Source organism: Streptomyces sp. NRRL WC-3618 (assembly GCF_001280005.1).
In the GTDB taxonomy this organism is placed as follows: domain Bacteria; phylum Actinomycetota; class Actinomycetes; order Streptomycetales; family Streptomycetaceae; genus Streptomyces.
Window position 1 is genome coordinate 48,122 of record NZ_LGDW01000248.1, and the last position, 19,967, is coordinate 68,088.

The 19,967-nt window shown below is 69.7% G+C and carries 17 protein-coding genes and 1 riboswitch; of the genes, 3 read left to right on the top strand and 14 right to left on the bottom strand.

The genetic code is table 11. The features are described from left to right. The 11 genes from argC to ADL01_RS21740 all read right to left on the bottom strand — a co-directional run bounded on the left by argC (window position 1) and on the right by ADL01_RS21740 (window position 13,050). Window positions 1-1,080 carry an N-acetyl-gamma-glutamyl-phosphate reductase gene (argC, locus tag ADL01_RS21690; protein WP_053743696.1) on the bottom strand — a complete coding sequence of 360 codons (1,080 nt, stop codon included), beginning with the start codon at window positions 1,078-1,080 and terminating at the stop codon, window positions 1-3. Then, complete coding sequence (locus ADL01_RS21695; protein ID WP_053743697.1) at window positions 1,077-2,084, bottom strand: zinc-dependent alcohol dehydrogenase; 1,008 nt, start codon at window positions 2,082-2,084, stop codon at window positions 1,077-1,079. Before ADL01_RS21695 ends, argC begins: the two co-directional genes overlap by 4 nt. Further along, window positions 2,075-4,570 (bottom strand): amino acid adenylation domain-containing protein, encoded by a 2,496-nt coding sequence (locus tag ADL01_RS41090; RefSeq protein WP_063783562.1) that lies wholly within the window; start codon window positions 4,568-4,570, stop codon window positions 2,075-2,077. The genes ADL01_RS21695 and ADL01_RS41090 overlap by 10 nt, the downstream gene beginning before the upstream one ends. After that, entirely contained in the window at window positions 4,557-5,468 is a 912-nt protein-coding gene (locus ADL01_RS21705) for a phytanoyl-CoA dioxygenase family protein (RefSeq protein WP_053743698.1), read from the bottom strand. Before ADL01_RS21705 ends, ADL01_RS41090 begins: the two co-directional genes overlap by 14 nt. Before the next feature lie 34 nt (window positions 5,469-5,502). After that, complete coding sequence (locus tag ADL01_RS21710; RefSeq protein ID WP_053743699.1) at window positions 5,503-6,804, bottom strand: condensation domain-containing protein; 1,302 nt, start codon at window positions 6,802-6,804, stop codon at window positions 5,503-5,505. Beyond that, window positions 6,797-8,530: a thiamine pyrophosphate-binding protein gene (locus ADL01_RS21715; RefSeq protein WP_078960679.1), complete on the bottom strand. Its 1,734-nt coding sequence runs from the start codon at window positions 8,528-8,530 to the stop codon at window positions 6,797-6,799. The genes ADL01_RS21710 and ADL01_RS21715 overlap by 8 nt, the downstream gene beginning before the upstream one ends. Beyond that, the gene (locus ADL01_RS21720) at window positions 8,527-9,450 is read right to left on the bottom strand and encodes a transketolase family protein (RefSeq protein WP_053743701.1); all 924 of its coding nucleotides are present in this window, start codon (window positions 9,448-9,450) and stop codon (window positions 8,527-8,529) included. The genes ADL01_RS21715 and ADL01_RS21720 overlap by 4 nt, the downstream gene beginning before the upstream one ends. Continuing rightward, complete coding sequence (locus tag ADL01_RS21725; protein ID WP_199834883.1) at window positions 9,443-10,261, bottom strand: transketolase; 819 nt, start codon at window positions 10,259-10,261, stop codon at window positions 9,443-9,445. Before ADL01_RS21725 ends, ADL01_RS21720 begins: the two co-directional genes overlap by 8 nt. An 85-nt stretch (window positions 10,262-10,346) precedes the next feature. Continuing rightward, window positions 10,347-11,207, bottom strand: a complete 861-nt coding sequence (locus tag ADL01_RS21730) for an isocitrate lyase/phosphoenolpyruvate mutase family protein (protein ID WP_053743703.1) — start codon at window positions 11,205-11,207, stop codon at window positions 10,347-10,349. Further along, window positions 11,204-12,499: an MFS transporter gene (locus ADL01_RS21735; protein ID WP_078960680.1), complete on the bottom strand. Its 1,296-nt coding sequence runs from the start codon at window positions 12,497-12,499 to the stop codon at window positions 11,204-11,206. Before ADL01_RS21735 ends, ADL01_RS21730 begins: the two co-directional genes overlap by 4 nt. Before the next feature lie 311 nt (window positions 12,500-12,810). Further along, window positions 12,811-13,050, bottom strand: a complete 240-nt coding sequence (locus ADL01_RS21740) for a phosphopantetheine-binding protein (RefSeq protein ID WP_053743705.1) — start codon at window positions 13,048-13,050, stop codon at window positions 12,811-12,813. 573 nt (window positions 13,051-13,623) lie between these two features. On the opposite strand from ADL01_RS21740, the gene ADL01_RS42385 reads away from it, so the two are divergent. After that, on the top strand, window positions 13,624-14,013 hold the full coding sequence (locus ADL01_RS42385; protein ID WP_078960682.1) for a signal peptidase I: 390 nt from the start codon (window positions 13,624-13,626) through the stop codon (window positions 14,011-14,013). A 261-nt stretch (window positions 14,014-14,274) separates the two neighbouring features. Here the strand turns inward: ADL01_RS42385 and ADL01_RS21750 are convergent, their stop codons facing one another. Further along, window positions 14,275-15,504, bottom strand: a complete 1,230-nt coding sequence (locus ADL01_RS21750; RefSeq protein WP_053743707.1) for an MBL fold metallo-hydrolase — start codon at window positions 15,502-15,504, stop codon at window positions 14,275-14,277. 206 nt (window positions 15,505-15,710) lie between these two features. On the opposite strand from ADL01_RS21750, the gene ADL01_RS21755 reads away from it, so the two are divergent. Then, a complete protein-coding gene (locus ADL01_RS21755; RefSeq protein WP_053743708.1) occupies window positions 15,711-16,901 on the top strand; it encodes a Glu/Leu/Phe/Val dehydrogenase dimerization domain-containing protein in 1,191 nt (396 codons plus the stop codon). Window positions 16,902-17,020: 119 nt separating this feature from the next. Beyond that, window positions 17,021-17,635 carry a TetR/AcrR family transcriptional regulator gene (locus ADL01_RS21760; protein WP_199834884.1) on the top strand — a complete coding sequence of 205 codons (615 nt, stop codon included), beginning with the start codon at window positions 17,021-17,023 and terminating at the stop codon, window positions 17,633-17,635. A 122-nt stretch (window positions 17,636-17,757) separates the two neighbouring features. On the opposite strand, the gene ADL01_RS21765 is transcribed toward ADL01_RS21760, so the two are convergent. Together ADL01_RS21765 and ADL01_RS21770 are read right to left on the bottom strand one after the other, a co-directional pair. Next, window positions 17,758-18,543, bottom strand: coding sequence for an SGNH/GDSL hydrolase family protein (locus ADL01_RS21765; RefSeq protein WP_053743710.1), 786 nt, complete (start codon window positions 18,541-18,543; stop codon window positions 17,758-17,760). Between the two features lie 209 nt (window positions 18,544-18,752). Further along, window positions 18,753-19,730, bottom strand: coding sequence for a M23 family metallopeptidase (locus ADL01_RS21770; RefSeq protein WP_053743711.1), 978 nt, complete (start codon window positions 19,728-19,730; stop codon window positions 18,753-18,755). Between the two features lie 3 nt (window positions 19,731-19,733). Next, window positions 19,734-19,893, bottom strand: a riboswitch (cyclic di-AMP (ydaO/yuaA leader). Window positions 19,894-19,967 lie beyond the last annotated feature (74 nt).

A 19,967-nucleotide genomic window follows, 5' to 3' on the forward strand; every position in this document is an offset into this window, starting at 1 on the left:
TCACAGCCCGTACTGGCACAGGCCGGTCCGCTCGTCGAGGCCGAACATCACGTTCATGTTCTGGATCGCGGATCCGGCCGCGCCCTTGACGAGGTTGTCGGTCACGGCGATCACCTTGACGAAGCCCCGGTCCGCGTCGTAATCCACGCCGATGTGGCAGAAGTTGGAGCCGGTGACGGCGGTCAGCCTCGGATAGACGCCGTACTCCTTGGCGTTGAGCCCGGCCTTCTTGGGTGCGCTGTTGACTCGGACGAAGAACTCGTCGGCGTAGTAGCGCTCGTAGAGGTCCAGCAGCGCGGCCCGGTCGATCCGCTCGCGCTCCTGCGGACGGACGGCCAGGCTCGCCTGGATGTAGATGCCCCGGGCGAAGTTGCCGTGTGCCGTGGTCATGTCGACGCACAACTCCCGGCCGGCCAGCGGCGCGAGATGATTCTCCAGCTCCGGGGCGTGGCGGTGCCCTTCGAGGCTGTACGGGAGCATGGAACCGAACGCCTCAGCGTGCATGATCTCGGTGAGCGGCTTGTTCCCGGCCCCGGTGGTGCCGTTGACGGCGGCGAGGTGGACGGGGATGTCCAGGTCGGCGAGGCCGCTGGACAGCAGGGGAGCCAGTCCGAGCACGGTGGTGATGGCGTAGCAGCCGGGGTTGGCCACCAGCCGGGCTCCGGCGACCTGTTCGCGGTGGAGTTCGGTCACCCCGTAGACGGCCTCGTCGAGCAGGTGAGGGGCGGCGTGCGGCGCGCCGTAGACCTCGGCGTACCGCTGCGGGTCGCGGAAGCGGAAGTCGGCGCTGACGTCGATGACCTTCACCCCGCGGTCCAGGAAGAAGGCCGCCGAGCGCATCGCCTCGCCCGACGGGGTGCAGAAGAACACCACGTCGAGGTCGTCCGCGCGGCGCCGGAGTTCCTCCGCGTCGACGAAGCTCAGCCCGCAGCCGAGCAGATTGGGGTGGACCCGGTCGAACTCCTCCCCGCCCCGGGCCGTGGGCGTGATGGAGCCGACGCCGGGGTGGTTGAGCAGCAGCCGGGCGAGTTCGCCGCCGGCGTGGCCGGTGCCTCCCACGATGCCGATACACAGCGTCATGCGTCACCTCGCGGAGTAAGGATGATCTTGCCAGTGGTGGGCTTGCCCTCGGCCATCAGGCTCATGGCCTCGGCGGTGTCGGCCAGCGCGAAACGGTGCGTGACCATGGGGCGGGGGTCGATCTCCCCGGCGGCCAGCCAGGAGATCACGGTGCGGAAGTCCGCGGCCGTCGACAACGAGGAGCCGATGACCGTCACCTCCCGGCCGACGAGGGCGTTGGCCGCCAGCGGCACGGGGCCGTCGAAGAAGCTGACCACGATCACGGTGCCGCCCGCCCGCACGGCGCCGACCGCCTCGTCGAGCGCGTCGGGGTGGCCGGCCGCGACCACGACGACGTCCGCCTCGGCGGACGGCCCGGCCGGGGCGAGGACGTCGGCGTACGCGTCCGCGCCAAGAGCCAGGGCGCGCTCGCCCTTCTCCTGGCCGACGTCTGTGCAGGTGATCCGGGTGAAGCCGAGCCGGCGTGCCGCGATCAGGCAGGCCAGGCCGATGCTGCCGGATCCGATGACGCGCATCGTTCTCCCCCGCGCCGGGCCGGCCAGCCGGATGGCGTGCAGACCGATGGAGAGCGGTTCGACGAGCGCGCCGAGCTCCGGATCGAGCCCCGGGGGCAGGGCGAAGGTCATGTGTGGCCGGAGCGTCACATACTCCGCGAAGGATCCCTCCCACCCCAGGTGGCACAGGTTCCGCTTGTCCCGGCAGAGGTTGGTGAGCCCCTGAGCGCACCGCTCGCAGCTCTCGCAGTGCGCGTAGGCCGCCGCGCAGACCAGGTCGCCGACGGCGAAGCCGCCCGCCGCCCGCTCCACGACGCCGCACAGCTCGTGGCCGAGGACGACCGGCGCGGTCTTGTAGGGGTGCGCGCCCCGGTACGTGGCGAGGTCCGACCCGCACACGCCGGTGGCGAGCACCCGGACCAGGAGCTCCTCCCGGTCGGCGGCGGGCACGGGAGTGCTCCGGTATTCGATACGCCCGTACTCGGTGAGCACGGCGCTGTTCATGGGCATGAGGTGGCCACCTTCCGTCCGGCGAGCACCTCGTGCAGCGAGTCGAGGAGGATCCGGCCGATGCGCTGCTGGGAGTCCGCCGACATCGCGCCGATGTGCGGCGTGATCACGACGTTGTCCAGCTCGGCGAGGCGACCGGGGTTGCCCTCCTCGGCCACCACGTCGAGTGCGGCGCCCGCGATCTCGCCGTCCGTGAGCGCCCGGTACAAGGCCTCCTCGTCGGCCACGGGCCCCCGTGAGATGTTCACCAGCAGCGCCGAACGCTTCATGGCCCGCAGTGCGCGCTCGTCGATCAGGTGGTGTGTACGGTCGGTGAGCGGCACGGCCAGGCACACCACGTCGGCGGTGGCCAACAGCTCGTCCAGGGCCACCGTTTCGACTCCCCGCCCACGCAGCTCCACCCGGCGCTCGGGCGTGTCCCGGTCGACGGTGGCGACCACCCGCATCCCCAAGCCGTGCGCCAACTGGGCGAGGCGCGAGCCGATCTGGCCCAGCCCCACCAGGCCGAGGGTCTTCCCGCCGAGTTCAATGCCCGCCAGGGCGGCCTTGTTCCAGACTCCGGCCCGCACCTGGCGGTCGGCCAGGACGATGTGGCGGGCGGCCGACAGCATGAGCCCCAGGGCCAGTTCGGCGACGGCCGGCGCGGAGACTCCGGGAACGTTGAACACGGCCACCCCGGCGGCCCCCGCGGCGTCGAGGTCGATGTTGTCCACCCCCGAGCCCGCCCGGGCCACGACCTTCAGCCGCCGCGCCGCTCGTATGACGTCCGCGTCGATGCGCACACCGCTGCGCACCACGATGACCTCGACGTCCTCGACCAGCCGCGCCAGGCGGTCGGCCGGAGGCCGCAGCTCGACCTGGACGTCGTAGGTGCGGCGCAGTTCGGCCAGGGCGCTCTCGTGGATGGGGTCCACCACCAGCACCCGGGTGCGTGCGGCGGCGGGCGCGGACAGCGGGGCGCCGCCGGCTTCGGCGAGTTCCTGGACCGCGCGCCGGTCCAGCTTGCCGGAGGGGGTCAGCGGCAGCGTGTCCACCCGCAGGAAGCGGTTGGGCACCAGGTAGGCGGGCACGGTGGCGCGGGCGTGGCGGCGCAGCGCGGCGACGCTGAAAGCGCCGTCGTCCGCCGGGACCACCAGCGTCATGAGCACGGCGGTGCCGTCGGCGTCGTACGTCACCGCGGCGGCCGCGTCGTGGACGGCCGTGTCGGCCCGCAGCGCCTCCTCCACCTCGGCGAGCTCCACCCGGTGGCCGCGGATCTTGACCTGCTGGTCGTTGCGTCCCAGGTACTCCAGGGCGCCGTCCGGCAGCCGACGGGCGAGGTCGCCGGTGCGGTACCAGCGCGCCCCGTCGAACGTGCGGAAGCGCTCGGCGGTGAGCTCCGGGCGGTTCAGATAGCCCGCCGTCACCCCGGTGCCGGCCACCCACATCTCGCCGGCCTCGCCGTCGGGCACCAAGGCAAGGTCCCCGTCGAGGAGTTGGACCGACAGGTGGGGAAGCGGTACGCCGATGGGCGAGCGCACGGCGCCGGCGAGGTCCTCGGGGGTGAGCGTCCTGCCCGTGGTGAACACGGTGGTCTCGGTGACGCCGTACATGTTGACGAACTCCGGTGCCCGGTCCCCGGCTGCGTCCGTGTACGCCCTGACGACGTCCAGGTCGACGTTCTCGCCGCCGAAGACCACATAGCGCAGGGCGAGGTCGGGCGCGCCGGAGTCGACGTACTCACGGGCCAGGAAGCGGAAGACGGAGGGTACTTGGTTGAGCACGGTGACACCGTCGTCGGCCAGCAGCCGCAGGAAGTCCTCGGTCGCGCGGGCCGCCGCGGTGGGAATCACCACGGCGGTACCGCCGGTGGCCAGGGGCCCCCACAGCTCCCAGACGGAGAAGTCGAAGCTGAAGGAGTGGAAGAGCGACCAGCGGTCCCGCGGTCCGAAGTCGAACAGCGGGAGCGTGGCTTCGAGGAGCGCCAGCACGTTGGCGTGGGTCACGACACAGCCCTTGGGCTGCCCGGTGGACCCCGAGGTGTAGATCACGTACGCCGGGTCCTGGGGGTCCGGCGGGCCGGCGGGCGTGACGGGGGGCGCGGGCGTGCGGGGGTCGATGACCTCGACGCCGTCGAGCCCGCAGGCGGCCGCCTGCTCCGGGTCGCCGACCAGGATCTTCAGCTGGGCGTCGACGACCATGTAGTGCAGCCGCTCGCGGGGATAGGTCGGGTCGAGCGGTACGTAGGCCGCTCCCGCCTTGAGGATGCCGAGGATCCAGCCGGGCACCCGGTGGGAGCGCTCCAGGAGCACGCCCACCAGGTCACCACGGCCCACCCCGGCGTCGGTGAGCAGCGCGGCGACGGCGTCCGACGCCTCGTCGAGCTCGCTGTAGGTGATCTCCCGGCCGCTCTCGGAGAGGGCGGCGGCCTGGCCCCGCAGCCTGACCGACCTGGCGAACAGGTCGGTCAGGCTGCGGGCGCCGACCAGTGGGTCAGCGCTGGCCATAGGTGCCTCCGGCGGCCATGACGTCGCCCTGGTCGACCGGCTTGTAGTAGTCGGTGGGGTGCGCCTCGCCGCCGAAGTCGCCGAACATGCGCCGGAGTCGGGGCGACATGCGGTCCAGGATCTCCTGGGGCTGGCTGAAGTAGTCGTGCGGACGGTGCCACAGCTGGCCGTAGCGGAGGATGAACGTCTTGCGCTCACGGTGGGTGTTCGGCGCCACGGCGTGCCAGAGCGAGTACGGGAAGAGGAGTACGTCGCCCGGCGCGGCCTTGACCTCGACGGCGTTGTCCGGCAGCACACCGCGGCGCAGCGGCTCGTCCAGCTCCTCCATGTAGCACAGCGCGTTGTTGCTGGTGGGCAGCGTGCGGTGGCTGCCGGGGATCAGCAGGAAGTTGCCGCTGTGGGACTCGGTGACGTCGGTGAAGAAGATCTGTGCCTTGACCTGGAGGCCGGGGCTGCCCGGGGTCAGCTGGATCCGCTGCAGGTACTCGCCGCCGTCGGTGTGCCAGTACTCCAGAGCCTCTTCCTGCAAGGACCGGACGAATATCTCGGTCCCCAGGATCTGGACGCTGCCGTTCAGCAAGGTCATCAGGGGCCCGACCAGCTTGGGGTGGTCGAGGAAGTAGTCCATCTCCGCGGTGCGGCTGACCGCGTCGCGGACGCGGACGGTGTGGCTGCGGTCGGTGAAGCTCGCATGGTTCTCGATCGTCGGGGCGCCCTTGGCGACCACGTCGTCGATGAGTTCGAGGCCCCGGGCCACCTCGTCCTGGTTGAAGACGCCCTTGAGGTGGAGGTAGCCGTCGCGCTCGTAGCTCTCGAACTGCTCCTCCGTCAGCGGCTTCCAGTCGCGCTCGCGCTGCGTCACCAACGTGGAGTCGCGCATGGTCGAAACGTGCATCATGAGGGATCCTCTCTACGGAACAGGGAACGCGCCGTCAGCGGCGCTGGGTGGACCAGGTGCGCAGCAGGGCGTCGACGCCGTCCCACAGGGCCTCGACGTCTCCTCGCGCATACCAGTCGGTCTTGAAGTTGACGGTCGCCGTCACGCCGTCCTCGTCCTCGACCCAGAAGGTGGCGATCGAGGCGTCGTGCCAGCCCACGGAGATCGGCAGCGGCCGGCTCCGCACTCCGGGCATCTGGACGGTGCCCACCGTCTTGCGCATGCCGAGGGGGCGGGCGTTGAAGGTGACGTACGGGACGCGGGACTGCCGTCCCACGGCGTCCGGGTCCATCCGGTCGATCAGCGCGGGCCAGGGCACGTGGCCGTCGTCCAGGGTGGCGAGCATCCGCCGGCGGAAGTGCCGCAGGAAGTCGTCCGCGTCGGGCCGGCTCCCCGGCTCGCTGGTCAGGACGGCCTTGCTCGCCAGCCAGCCCGTGGTCTGGTGCAGTTCGGGCAGCTCCCGGTTGGCGGTCGAGAGCGTGGTGGCCACCGACTCGCTGCCGGAAAGGGTGAACAGCGAGTGGTGCAGCGCGGCGTGCATGAGGTTCAGGGCGGTCATCCGCAGCGGCCTGGCCACCGTACCCAGGCTCTGGCAGACGTCGAGCGGCAACCGGCGGCTGAACCCGTCCTTCGCCTCGTAGCGGACGGGCGAGTGCCCGCTGAAACCGGAGATCGGCATGACCGGGATCGCCCCGACTCCGCTCAGCCTCGCTGCCAGCCGTTCCAGGGCCTGCTTCCCGTCAGGGGAGTCCATCATCCGGTTCTGTCGCCGGACGAAGTCGGGGAAGGTCATCTGGGCGGGCGGCAGTTCGAGCCCCGAGCCGTCGCGCTCGGCGGCGTAGAGCGCCGACAGGTCGCGCATCAGCACGTTGAGCGACCACCCGTCGCTCACCAGGTGTTCGGCGACGAAGGCGAAGTACGTCTCCTCGTCGGGGCGGCCCATCACCAGCAGCCGGGCCATCGGGCCCCGCTCCAGGTCGAAGGGGGCCGCGCAGGCCGCCCTCAGAGCCGCCACATCGGCGTCCTCGGTCCCGGTGGTGGCCAGTTGTTGGAGGTCCACCGGATCGGCCAGCCCGATGTGCCACACCATGGCGTCCAGGTCGAAACCGCTGAGCAGCACCGGGTGGCGCCGCTGCAGGGCGTGCCAGGCCCTGTTCATGGCGGCCAGGTCCAGGGGCCCGGTGAACGCCATGGGGAGGGTGGCGTGGTGGGGGTTGAAGACCCCGCCCTCGGCATCCTCCAGGGTCTGGCCCAGGCGGTGCCGCTGGTTCCAGGAGACCGGCATCGACTCACGCATGATTGAGCTCCCCCACCGGTCGTACGCGGGAGGCGCCGTCATGGGCCCGTACGCCGCCGTCGGCCCGCAGGGGGCGCAGCAGCAGTTGCTTCGGGTCGCACATCACTTCGATGAGCTCGGGGCCCCGGTGCGCCAACAGCCCGGCGAGGTCGGCGTCGAGCGTGGCGGCGCGCTCCAGCTTGCGGTACGGCAGGCCGAACGCCTTCGCCACGACGCGGAAGTCCAGCGCCTCCGGCTCCTCCGGTGCGGGGCCCTCGGACAGGGCTTCGTGCGATTCCCGGATCGAGGCGTAACCTCCGTTGTTCAACACGAACACCTTGATGTCCAGGCAGTACTGACTGATGGTCGCCAGCTCCTGGATGTTGAGCTCGATCGCTCCGTCACCCACGAGCACCAGCACCTGACAGTCGGGCCTGCTGAACGCCGCACCCACCGCCATGGGTACCGCCGCGCCCATGTTGAGGAACGCCGCGGAAGTGATCTCCCGCTGCGAGGCGGCGAACTCCAGGGTCTGGCCGGTCACGTAGTAGGCGCTTCCGGTGTCGACCACGAAGACATGGCCGGGGCCGGTGTGCGCGTCCAGCCGCTCGACGAAGCGGTACGAGTTGAGGGGTTCCCGCAGCTCGCCGCCGGCGATCGTGGGATGCGCCTCCTTCAGCTCGGCGCAGGTGGCCAGCCAGGGTTCGCTCGCGGCCGGCTCGGTCGACTCCGCCGACTCGATGAGCAGCGCGTCGAGCAGGTCGCGTACGTCCATGCACACCGGGAAGTCGATGCGTACGCCCTTCTTCTTCAACTGGGACGGGTCGATGTCCACCGCGACGACCGTCGCGTCGGGGTTGAAGCTGTCGGCGTCCTCGCCGACGAACGCGGTCGACAGGCTGGACCCGAGGGTGAGGACCAGATCCGCCTGAGCCATGATCAGGTTGGGGTAGAGGCGCCCTCGGATGCCCCCCTGGCCGAACCACAGCGGCGAGTCGTACGGCAGCAGGTCATTGCCCAGCCGGGAGGCGACCACCGGCAGCCGCAGCCGCTCGATCAGCGTCCGGAACTGCTCCTCGGCCGCGCCCTGCCTGATCCCCTGGCCCGCGATGACCAGCGGCCGTTCGGCGGAGCGCAGCATGGCCATGATCTGCCGGGCGGCCTGCCGCGCACCAGCGCCCCTCGGTTCGTCCGCGGCGGACGGTGCCTCGCGCAGGGCCGCCGGGTCGATCTGGGCCGCTTGCACGTCGAGCGGGATGTCCAGCCAGACCGGGCCCGGCCGGCCCGCGAGCGCTTCACGGACCGCCCGGTCCAGGTGGGCCCGGATGTCGGAGGGTTGTTCGACCACCGCGGCGTATTTGGTCATGTTGCGGGCGCTGTTGACGACGGCGAATCCCTGGACGCCGAAGGACCGGGCGTCGTCGTCGATGTGGCGGGTTTCGACCTGGCCGGAGATGACCAGGACGGGGACGCCGTCGGCGTAGGCGTCGACGAGTCCGGCGAGGGCGTTGACCGCGCCCGGGCCGCTGGTGACCAGGGCGACTGCGAGGTCGCCGGTGAGTTTGGCCGCCCCGGTGGCCATCAGGGCGGCCGCGGTCTCGTGCCGGGCGCAGACGCAGAGCAGGTCGGGCTGCCGGGCGAAGGCGTGGTCGAGGTGGATGGAGCCGGTGCCGGAGAGGCTGTAGCAGGTGCGGACACCCAGCGAATGCAGGTAGGAGGCCACGTAGTCGGCCACGCGCATGGTCATCGCAACCACTGCCGTACCCGTTGCGCCAGTGCCTGTGCCGTCAGCCCGAAGTGCTCGTAGAGGAATTCGGCGGGGCCGATGGGGGCGAAGACCTGCGGTATGCCGATCTGCAGGACGGGTACGGGGGTGGTGCGTACGACGACTTCGGCGACCGCGCCGCCGAGGCCGCCGTTGATGACGTGGTCCTCGGCGACCACGAGTCGGCCTGTCTCGCGGGCCGCTGTGGCGATGGCCTCGGCGTCGATCGGCTCGATGGAGCCCAGGTGCAGGACGCGGGCGTCGACGCCGTCCTCGGCGAGGAGGTGGGCGGCCTCGACGAGTCTGGTGGTGAGCAGGCCGCTGCCGATCAGGGTGACGTCGGTGCCGTCACGCAGCTGGGCTGATCCGCCGAAGCTGAAGGTGTGGTCGGGCGGGAACAGTTCGGGGGTGTGGAGTTTGCTGACGATCCGGATGTAGACCGGGCCGTCGTGGGTGAGGGCTTCGTCGAGTGCGGCCACGGTGTCGCGGGGGGTTGCCGGTGCGAGGACCTTCATACGGGGGATGGCGCGCATCCACGCCAGGTCTTCGACGGCGTGGTGGGTGCCGCCGAGTGCGCCGTAGGCGAGTCCGCTGACGAAGCCGCAGAAGACAACGTTGGCGTTGGTGTAGGCGGCGTTCTTGATCTGTTCGAGGGCTCGTGAGGCCATGAAGCAGGAGGCGGAGTAGACGAACGGGCGTAAGCCGCTGTTGGCGAGGCCGATCGAGACGCCGACCAGGTTCTGTTCGGCGATACCGACGTCGATGAAGCGGTGGGGGAATTCGGCCTGGAAGCCGAGTGCGGAGTGGGTCTCGGCGGAGTCGTTGTTGACGACGCAGATCCGCTCGTCCTTGTGTGCCAGCTCGAGCAGGGCGGCGGAGAACGCGGTGGCGCAGTCAGTCATTGGGGGCCTCCTCAAGCTCCTGGAGCGCTTGCTGTAGAAGTTCCGGCGTGATCCGGCGGCTGTGCCATTCGAGGTTGCGTTCCATGAAGGACACGCCCTTGCCCTTGGTGGTGGAGGCGATGACGCAGGTCGGTTTGCCGGCGGTGAGCGGCGCGGAGCGGAACACGTCGAGCAGGGCGTGCATGTCGTGTCCGTCGACGGTGCGTACCTCCCAGCCGAAGGAGCGCCATTTCTCGTCGAGGGGTTCCAGGGCGTTGACGTCTTCGGTGCTGGCGCCTTTTTGGGCGAGGTTGCGGTCGACGACCGCGACGAGGGTGTCGAGGTTGCGGGAGGCCGCGAGCATGGCGGCTTCCCAGTTGCTGCCTTCCTGGAGTTCGCCGTCGCCGGTCAGGACGAAGGTTCGTCGGGTGGAGCCCTGGATACGGGCGCCGAGTGCGGAGCCGACGCCGAGGGAGAGGCCGTGGCCGAGTGAGCCGGTGTTGAACTCGATGCCGGGCACTCGGGTGGAAACCACGGTGCTCAGGCGCGAGTTCCGGCCGCCGAAGGTCGCCAGTTCTTCTTGCAGGAGCAGGCCCTTCAACGCCAGCACGCTGTACATGGCGGCGGAGGCGTGTGCCTTGCTGAGGATGAACCGGTCCCGGTCCGCGTCGTCGGGTCCGCCACGAAGCACGCCGAAGTAGAGGGCGCACAGGATGTCCATGGCGGACAGATCCGCACCGATATGGCCGATGCCGGCCTGGCTGACGGTGGTCAGCGCGAGCGCGCGGGCCCGCGCCGCCTGAGATCGCACCAGCGCCACGTCTTGCAACAACACTATGTCCCTTTCTGGTCATGCCTGATGGAACGTCAGATGGAACGTCGGGCAGTGGGGGAATACGAGTGGGGGAATACGGCTGTCAGACGCCGAGCTGCTGCCACTCGTCGAGCTGCTGGAGGTCGAAGACGTCCTTGACCCCGGAGATGTTGTCCTCCAGGTGAGCGGTGTGGCCCGTCTCGTAGATCGACTGGAAGGTGGAGCGCAGCGAGGTGATCGTCGCGCGCAGCCCCTGGTTCGCGTAGATGACGGCCGAGACACCCGCGGCCCGGGCGTCGTCCGCGTGCCAGTCGGGGTAGGTGGTGGGTACCACGACGACGGGCAGCCGGTCGTTCCAGAGGCCGAGGAATTCGAGGACCTGGTCCTTGGTCTTCTGCTTCGAGTGGACGAGCACCGCGTCCGCGCCGGCGTCGGCGTAGGCGCTACACCGCTCGAGGGCCTCGTCGACACCGAGTCCGCTGATCATCGCCTCCGTGCGGGCGATGACGAAGAAGTCGTCGGTCCGCTGGGCCTTCTTCGCCGTCTCGATCTTGTGGGCGAAGGCGCTCACGTCCAGCAGAGCGTGATCGGCGGTGGCGAAGCTGTTCATCTTCGGGAAGATCTTGTCTTCGATGCTCACCGCGGTGATGCCGGCGCTCTCGTACTCGGCCACCATGTAGGCGACGTTCATGCTGTTGCCGAAGCCGGTGTCGCAGTCGGCGACGACCGGCACGGAGAGCGCCTTCTGGATGTGGGCGGCCGCCTCCAGATAGTCCGTCATGCTCAGGAGGCTGGCGTCGGGGAGGCAGCGCGCCGCGGAGATCTCGAAGCTCGACGCCCACACGGCCTGGAAGCCGCTCTGCTCGGCGATGCGGCCCCCCAGGGAGGAGTGCGCACCGGCGATCCTGGTGAGGGGGTTGTCGGCCAGGACCTGCCGGAACGACGGGTAGCTGTTGCGGATCATAAGGTCTCCTCCGGTACGGCGACATCAAGGGATGCCGCCGGGTCCAATGGGGTGTTTCGGGTGAAGGCCCACCCGGCGCCAAGGCCGGTGACGAGGAACAGCGCGGCCAGGATCAGCCAGCCGGTGGCGCCGAGACTCATCGTGAGCACGGTGATGAGAGCGGGGCCCAGAAACTGCTGGAGGCCCCGCGCGAGAGCGAACACGCCTTGGTACTCGCCCATGCGGTCGGGGGGTGGCAGGGCGAAGGCCAGTCCCCAGCTGCCCGATGCCTGGGCCAGCTCGCCCAGGGTGAGCGCGATCAGCGAGGGCACCAGGAACACGGTGGCCCAGATCGCTCCTCTGCCCCCGGACAGTGCGAACAGCACGCAGGCGACCGCCAGCAGCACTCCTGCCCGTACGAGCAGGCGACCGGAGCCATGCACGGTTTCCGAGCCCCTGCTCGCGACGCTCTGGAAGAGCACCACCATGATCGTGTTGAGCGCGATCAGAACGGCCGTCAGGGCTCCGGGGGCGCCGGTCCGGTGGACGATCCACAACGGCATGCCCACCGTCAGGACCGGCAGATAGAACTCCAGCAGACCACTGAGCCCGGTCGCGAGCAGAAAGCGCCGGTCCCTGATCGCGGCCCAGGACCGTTTGGCGGGCGCCGTCGGAGCGGGCTCCGTCCCGGCCGGCTGCCGAAGCCGGAAGGCGATGACGGCACAGCTCAACTGCAGTACCGCGTTCGCCGTGGTGACCGCGATGAAGGCGGATCGGCTGCCGTCGGCCAGCGCCAGGCCCGCCATGGCCGCCCCGCCGGTGAAGCCGAGATTGAAGAGGCTGCGCATCTGGGCGCGCACCCCTGAGGCCTTGGCCTTGCCGAACAGAGCGTGGATCAGGGCGCCGCGCAGCGGGCCGCCGGCCCCGGTTTCACAGACCCCGATCAGGGCCGCGACGACAGCGAACTCGGCAACGTTGTCAACGAAGGGGTAGACGAAGAACAGGGGGCCGAGCAACGCGTAGCTGATGGCCAGCGGAACGCCTGCCCCGAACCGATCGGCGATCCGGCCGACCGGCATCGAGCAGAGGAAACCGCAGACGCCCGCGATCGACATGGCGAATGCCAGTTGGTCTGCGGAGAATCCCGCGGTCCGGGTGAAGAAGATCACGCTGGACGTGAGGAACAGACCTGTGCCGAGCGACTGAGCGAGCGTCAGGGCGGCCATCGGGCGGGCCGCGCCAGGCTCGGGGACCAGGTCGCGCAGGAGGTCGAGGGATAGGCCGAGTGTGGCAGGCAGGGGGCTTCTGGGCATGAGGGATCCCCGTTCACAGCGGGAGGGTTACGGATCAGCCGACCGCGAGGAGTTCCCTGGCGGACGGTGGCTCCGGGACGGACCGACGGACGAAAGAGGCTGACTTCGGGCAACGCCCTGACCCCGTCACGCCGTTGATGCTGTGGGGGGGGGCAGCGCTCGGTGGGGCCCGGTGTGCTGAGCCGGAAGCAGATCCACCCGGACGTGTTCGCCCGGCCGGGCATTCCGCTCCATCGCGATCTGCCGGCACTCTCCACCGACACACAGTCCCCGTAGCGGTGCGGGTCCGCCCCTGCGCGGCAACTCCTCGGTCAGACCTCTTCGAAGAGCTCCGGCTTTTCCACCGCCTCCGCGAGCTGTCTGACAGTGCTCCGCCGAAGAACTCCGGAACGCGGCATGGGCAGGCCCGCATCGATCGCGCGGGTCGCGATTGTCAGCGCCATGAGCGAATCACCGCCGAGATCGAAGAAATCGGCGTCAATATCGGTGACAGGCTCGCCGAGAGCTTCTTCCCAGAGGCGGGAAAGCGTTTGGACAATGCTCTCGTTCAATATGTCGATCCTCTCGAATCCGCCGCCGGGGCAAGTGCGTACCCAGGTCGATGGTGTACGTGCTTTCGGGTTGGACTGCCGACGGAAATTGATCGCATGAATGACCGTTCACGGTAAACCGAAGCTACTGCGAGATGATGCCACTGGCATAATCCAGACACAAGACAGCCACCAGATAAGCTCCGAAGTGTCCGATTCGCACAGCTCACCCCTTTTCCTAACACCCCCGAATTCGCACCACAAACGAAGAGCCTTTGCAATGTCAATCGCCAGGCCGGCAAGCCCCCACCGGTCGAGATCGATCCTGACCAGAAATCTGGAAGGTGTCAAGAAAACAAACTTCAGGCAAAGGTTGGGCTGGCTGAACGCAAAAAAGCATTTGCACGGAAGGAGGTGTTTGAATCCGATGTCCGCTTTGGGGATGATGGCCTAATCGCTTCGGATGGATGGCCAGAAGGTCATTACACCGGCAATGGCTCGGATGGAATTCCGCCCCTCCTGGTTCCCTTCAGGCGCGGTTTGTTTCGACAGCGCTGAAGTCGCGCACGAGAACAGCTGCTAGCGTCCCGCCACGTGAATGACAGCGTGTACGTGGGTAACGCAAGCAAAGATGCGGTACTGGACCGAGGGTGGCTCCTGGGGCACTTCAAGGACGTCGACGATCCGCGTCACTGCGAGGCGGTGGAGATCAAGTGGGGTGTCCACCGCCGTGGCGATGAACGCCCGCAGTGGGTGAAAGGTGAGCAACGCACAGCTCTCCTTGTTCTCATCAGTGGGCGCTTCCGTGTCGAACTCCCGGGCCGGAACGTCCTTCTGGAGCAGCAAGGTGACTACGTCGTATGGGGGCGCGGAGTCGACCACTCATGGTTTGCAGAGGAAGAATCGGTGGTGCTGACCGTTCGGTGGCCGTCCGTGCCCGGCTACGCGGTGACAGAGCAGAATCAGGGGCGCCCGCAGACCTGATCATGGTCCCGGTCCGCCACCGTATGCCGAGCCGCTGCCTCCTACGCGCGGGAGCAGGGCGCGGGAGGCAGCGGCGACGCGGGGCCGAGCGCCTGGCGGGTCACGCGGCGGGCATCAGCCCGACATCGCGAACCGGAACTGTCGCGACAGGCGCAGGGACGAGCTGCTCGATGGTCCTCCAAGTCGCCACGAAGCCCTCGGGCCTGTTCCACTGACGCGGGTCCCGGACGAAGTCGACGAGCCGCTCTTCCTCGCTCGCTGTCATCGATCGCCCGCAAGGTCGAGATCGTGCCTGGGGGCCTCGGCGGCAGCCTGCGTCGACCGGGGCCGGCGCCACGGGTGAGCGAGAGGAGAGGACACCCCACGCCACCAAGGGTCGGAGGGCAGCTTCCCCGCAGGTTCGAACGGCTCACCCGGCCGCGGGAGCGCCACCGCCTGGCCGGCCTCCTCGGCCGCGTCCTTCGTCCACTCCCCCGGCTCCGCCCAGGCGTGCATCGCCAGCTTGAAGGTCCCCCAGTGGATCGGCAGCAGAACCCCGCCCGGTCCGCCTCCCTGCAGGTCAAGATGAGCCTGGACCCCGTTGGCCGGCGACATGTGAATGTCCGGCCAGGCTCCCGGCAGCGGCGTGCGGTCCGTGCGGTCCTTGGGCCAGAACTCGCTGTAGGCCCCGATCTGGATCATCGTGGCGTCGAACGGACCATGGTCGGCGCCGATGTCCCGGAAGCCCTCGAAGTACCCGGTGTCGCCGCTGTGGTAGACGCGGTGTTCCGCACCGGCGACGACCCAGGAGGCCCACAGGGTGTGCTGGGTGTTGCGCAGGCCACGGCCGCAGAAGTGGCGGGCCGGGGTGGCGGTCAGGGTGAGTCCGCCGACCTTCGTCGCCTCGTGCCAGTCCAGCTCGCGCAGCCGGCCGGCCGACACACCCCAGCGCTCCAGGTGGGCGCCGACCCCCAGGGGCACCGCGAACAGCGTGTCCGTGCCGGCCAGCGCCTTGATCGTGGGCATGTCCAGATGGTCGTAGTGATCGTGCGAGATGACGACGACGTCGACCGGGCCGAGCGCGGCCAGCGGAAGCGGCACCGGATGCAGCCGCTTGGGCCCGGCGAAGGCGAACGGCGAACAGCGCTCGCCCCAGACCGGGTCGAAGAGCACGCGCTGTCCGTCGATCTCGGTGAGCACGCTGGAGTGACCCATCCAGGTCAGCCGGAGACCGCTGACGGGAGGCTTGGCGAGGTCGGCGAGCGTCGTGGCGTGCACCGGCACCGTGCCGGCCGGGGCGCGGCCGACCCGGTCCTCCTTACGCAGGGAGGACTTGGCGAACTCGAGCATGGCGCCGTCGGGCCTCGGGGTGCCCGGGGGGTTCTGGAACACACCGTCCGCGAAATGCGGCGATCTGCGGATCCGCGCCAGGCGCTCCCCATTCGGGTCCGCACCGAAGGCCTCGGGCCGCAGTGCGCGCAGCCTGGAGTTCGGAGGGGGAAATCCGGTCACGGTACCTCCAGGTGGAGTCGGTCAGGATTTCCATTATGGTCGCCGCCTACGACACTCCGGAGGAATGCGCGGGGCAGCCGGGTCTTTCCAAGGAAAGACCAAGGTTCCGACGCCGAACGGCTCCGGAAGGCGACGCGACGTGGCCGCACGCACACGTGCGGCGCATCCACGGACTCAACTGAACGGCGAGTCAGTATATTGCGCGCATGGCAACCCCTCAGGACGCTCCCCTGCTCTCCCTCACCTGGACCGACCACCTCACTGGCCGTCAGGGTTTCCTCGTCGTGGACACACTGGTGCGGGGCGTGTCCAGCGGCGGGCTGCGTATGCGCGAGGGCTGCACCCTGGACGAGGTCACCGGTCTCGCCCGGGGCATGACCATGAAAGAGGCCCTGCACTACAACCCCGAGGGCCGTTACGTCCCCCTGGGCGGCGCCAAGGGCGGTGTCGACTGCGACCCCCGGGACCCGGCGGCGTACGGCGTGCTGGTGCGCTACCTGCGCGCGATGCGGCCGTACGTCGAGAGTGTCTGGACCACCGGCGAGGACCTGGGCCTCACCCAGGATCTCGTCGACCGGGCGGCGGCCGAGGCCGGGCTCGTGTCGTCGATCCAGGCCGTCTATCCGCTGCTGGACGACGAGAACGCGGCCCGGGAGCGGCTCGCGGACGCGTTCGCGGTCGAGGTGGACGGCATCGGCCTCGACGAGCTGGTCGGCGGCTGCGGGGTCGCGGAATCCGTGCTCGCGGCGCTCGACCGGGCCCGGGTGCCGTACGCCGGGACGCGGGTCGCCGTACAGGGGCTCGGCACGATGGGCGGGGCCACGGCACGCTTCCTCACGCGCGCGGGACTCACGGTGGTGGCCGTCGCCGACGTCAAGGGCACGATCGCCAACCCGGCGGGCCTCGACATCGAGGCGCTGCTCACGGCCCGGGACGCGTACGGCACGGTGGACCGCGCGGTGCTGCGGGCCGACGACCGCGAACTGTCCGGCGAGGCCTGGCTGTCGGTGGCGGCGGAGGTGCTGGTGCCGGCGGCCGTCTCGTACGCCGTCGACACCGTGAACCAGCGGGAGATCGGCGCGCGTTGGATCGTCGAGGCCGCCAACATGCCGGTGCTGCCGGAGGCCGAGGAACTGCTCGCCGCGCGCGGGATCGTCGTACTGCCCGACGTGGTCGTCAACTCCGGGACGAACGCCTGGTGGTGGTGGACGCTGTTCGGGGACATCGGTGCCGACGCCGAGGAGGCGTTCGCGTACACCCGGCGCTCGATGCGCGCCCTGATCGACCAGGTGCTCGCCCGCGCGGAGGCCGACGGGACGACTCCGCGGGCGGCGGCGCACGCGATCGTCGAGGACCGGCTGCCGGTGATCGCGGAGCGGTTCGGGTGGTACCGGTGATGACGGTGTGACGGTGTCCGACGGAGGGCCTCGCCTGCGAACCAGCCGTATTGGCTTGGTTTACAGGCATTGCCCGACCTGCCCCGACATCGTGTCCGGCGGCGGATTAGTGTGGCCGGGTGGCGAGAGTGCGGTTGAGCGTGGCCGAGCGGCGCGAGGAGTTGCTGCGCGCGGCCATCGAGCAGATCGAGGCGCGGGGCGTGGCGGCGGTGCGGATCGCCGACGTGGCCGCTGTGCTCGGCGTGAGCAACGCGCTGGTGCTGTACCACTTCTCGACCAAGGAGAAGCTGGTCGCCGCCGCCTTCCGGTACGCGGCCGAGGCCGATCTCACCCACCTGGGCAAGCTGCTCGGCCGCCGTTCCCCGGCGCTGCGCCGACTGCGGTCCGCCGTGCGCTGGTACGCGCCGACCGGGCAGGCCAAGGGCTGGCGGCTGTGGATCGAGGGGTGGGCGGTGTCCCTGCGCGACCCGGCGCTGCGGGAGGTCGCCGGCGACCTGGACCGGCGGTGGAAGGCCGCGATCACCGAGGTCATCGCGGAGGGGGTGGCGGCGGGCGAGTTCGAGTGCCCCGACCCCACGGGCACGGCGCTGCGGCTCACGGCGCTGCTGGACGGGCTTGCGGTCCAGATGACGGCGTACGACGGGGTGTCGCGGGCGCGGGCCGAGCAATGGGTGGACGCTGCGCTGGCTGGGGAACTGGGGGTTGAGCGGGGGGCGTTGACCTCGGGTCGGTGAGTTGGTGTGGTCGTCGACCGGGGGCTGCGCCCCCGGACCCCCGCTCCGGCCCTGAAACGGGCCTTGTCCTCAAACGCCGGACGGGCTGAAATGCCCGCCCGCCCGGCGCTGGACGGAGGGTGTCAGGCGACTCGCTCGATGCGGCTCTTGATGTCGTCCGGCGACAGATGGCCCTTCGCCGTCACGGCGTCTCCTGACGACTCGCCCCGCAGGCGCCGCCCGATCCACGGGACCAGGTACTCGCGGGCCCATTGGACGTCGTCGCGGCGGATCTCCAGCGTGCCGCGCGGGGGCAGCGCAGGCCACGGCTGGTCCGGATCGGCGGGGATCTCCAGGCCCAGCACCTGCCCCGCGCGCAGCGCCACGCGCGTGTGCCCCTCCGCCGACAGGTGCAGGCGGTCGCCGTCCCAGGCCCTGCGGTCCTGGATGGTCTTCAGGGACCACAGGTCGAGCACGGGGCAGCCGTACCGGTCGGCGATGGCCCGCAGATGCCCGTTGTACGTGGCGATCTTGCCGCGCATGTGCTTCAGGACCGGGACGTTGCGGGTGTCGAAGCCGGTCGTCACCATGACCGTGCCGACCACCGAGGTGAGGCTGATCACCGCTCGCTCGAAGCGCTCGGCGACCTCGTCCGGGTCGCTGCCGGGCCGGATGATGTCGTTGCCGCCCGCGCAGAAGGAGACCAGGTCCGGCGCCTGCTCCCTGGCCTGCGGAAGCTGCTCGGCCACGATCTGATCGAGGAGCCTGCCGCGTACCGCGAGGTTCGTGTAGTGGAAGTCGCCCTCCGGGCGCCGGTCCGCGAGCAGTACCGCGAACCGGTCGGCCCAGCCGACGAACGCCCCGTCCGGGCCTGGGTCGCCGACGCCTTCGGTGAAGCTGTCCCCCACCGCCACGTACGACCCGATCACTGCTCTGCTGTCATTCTTCGAATCGTCTGCCACATCGGCCCATGATTCACCTTCCGATGTGAGCTACGCGACCGTAGGAAGGGGTTGACTAGCGGTGAGATAGGCCACTCGTCAAGTATTGGTCAATCCGGAATAACGCGAAGACGCCGAAGGCCGGACTCCTGGATCGGGGTCCGGCCTTCAGTGGATGTTCGCGCGGTGAGCGTGCGTCAGCCGACGGCGACGCCCTTCGAGCGGAGGTACGCGATCGGGTCCACGTCGGAGCCGTAGTCCGGGGTGGTGCGGATCTCGAAGTGGAGGTGCGGTCCGGTCACGTTGCCGGTGGCGCCGGAGAGGCCGAGCTGCTGACCCGCCGTCACGGTCTGACCGGCCGAGACGGAGAGCTGGGAGAGGTGGGCGTACTGGGCGTAGTAGCCGTCGGCGAGCTGGATGACGACCTGGTTGCCGTACGCGCCGCCCCAGCCGGCGGAGACGACCGTGCCGGCGCCGACAGCCTTGAGGGAGGTGCCGGTGGGGACGATGAAGTCGACGCCCGTGTGGTAACCGCTGGCCCACATGCTGCCGGCCACGTGGTAGCCGGTGCCGATGGTGGCACCTTCCACGGGGAGGTTGAAGCCGCTGGAGCTGCCGGTGTCGGTGGTCTCGGCCGCTGTCGAGGTCGCGGTGGCCGGCTTGGGCGCCTCCGTCGGCGTGGGCGTCGGCGTGGACGTCTCCGTCGGCGTGGGCGTCGAGGACTTCGTGGACCACGTCGAAGGCGAGGAGGTCGAGGTGTGCGACCAGGTCGACGCGGCCTTCTTGCCGATCGTCAGCTTCAGGCCGGGGTGGATCAGGCCCGGGTCGGCGCCGATGGCGGTGCGGTTGTCCGAGTAGAGCTTCTTCCAGCCGCCACGGACGCTCTGCTCCTGGGCGATCTTCGAGAGGCAGTCGCCGGCCTGGACCGAATAAGTCCTGCCGCCCGACCTCTTCGCGGCCTTTTCCGTCTTCACGGAAACGGCTTCGGCGGCTATGGACTTGGCTGTTCCCGAAAGGGACGACACGGACTGGGTCGTGGACTGCGCCGTGGCCGCGTGGGCGCCGGTGGCTCCCAGCAACGGCAGGGCGAGAGCCGCGCCGCCGGTTCCGGCAACTGCTATCGAACGGGTGAAACGCTTTGACTTCGGACGGCGGTGCTTACCCTTCGCGGGCATGGTGAATTCTTTCTCCGGCGCCTGCGAGGTGAGCTGTCGGGTGCGGACTGGAGATGTCCGGTCACGCCTGGACGTGACTTGACCCCTAGCCTGTTCCGGAGACCGGAGCAGGCGTTCTACCTGTGGGTCCCCCGCTCCTGCCGTGGTCGGGTGTTCGAGGCGGGATCCGGGCGGCGGCAGGATTGGGCGTCCGTCCGGATGGGTGGCGAACGTAAGCGACCACGACGCAGGGAGACA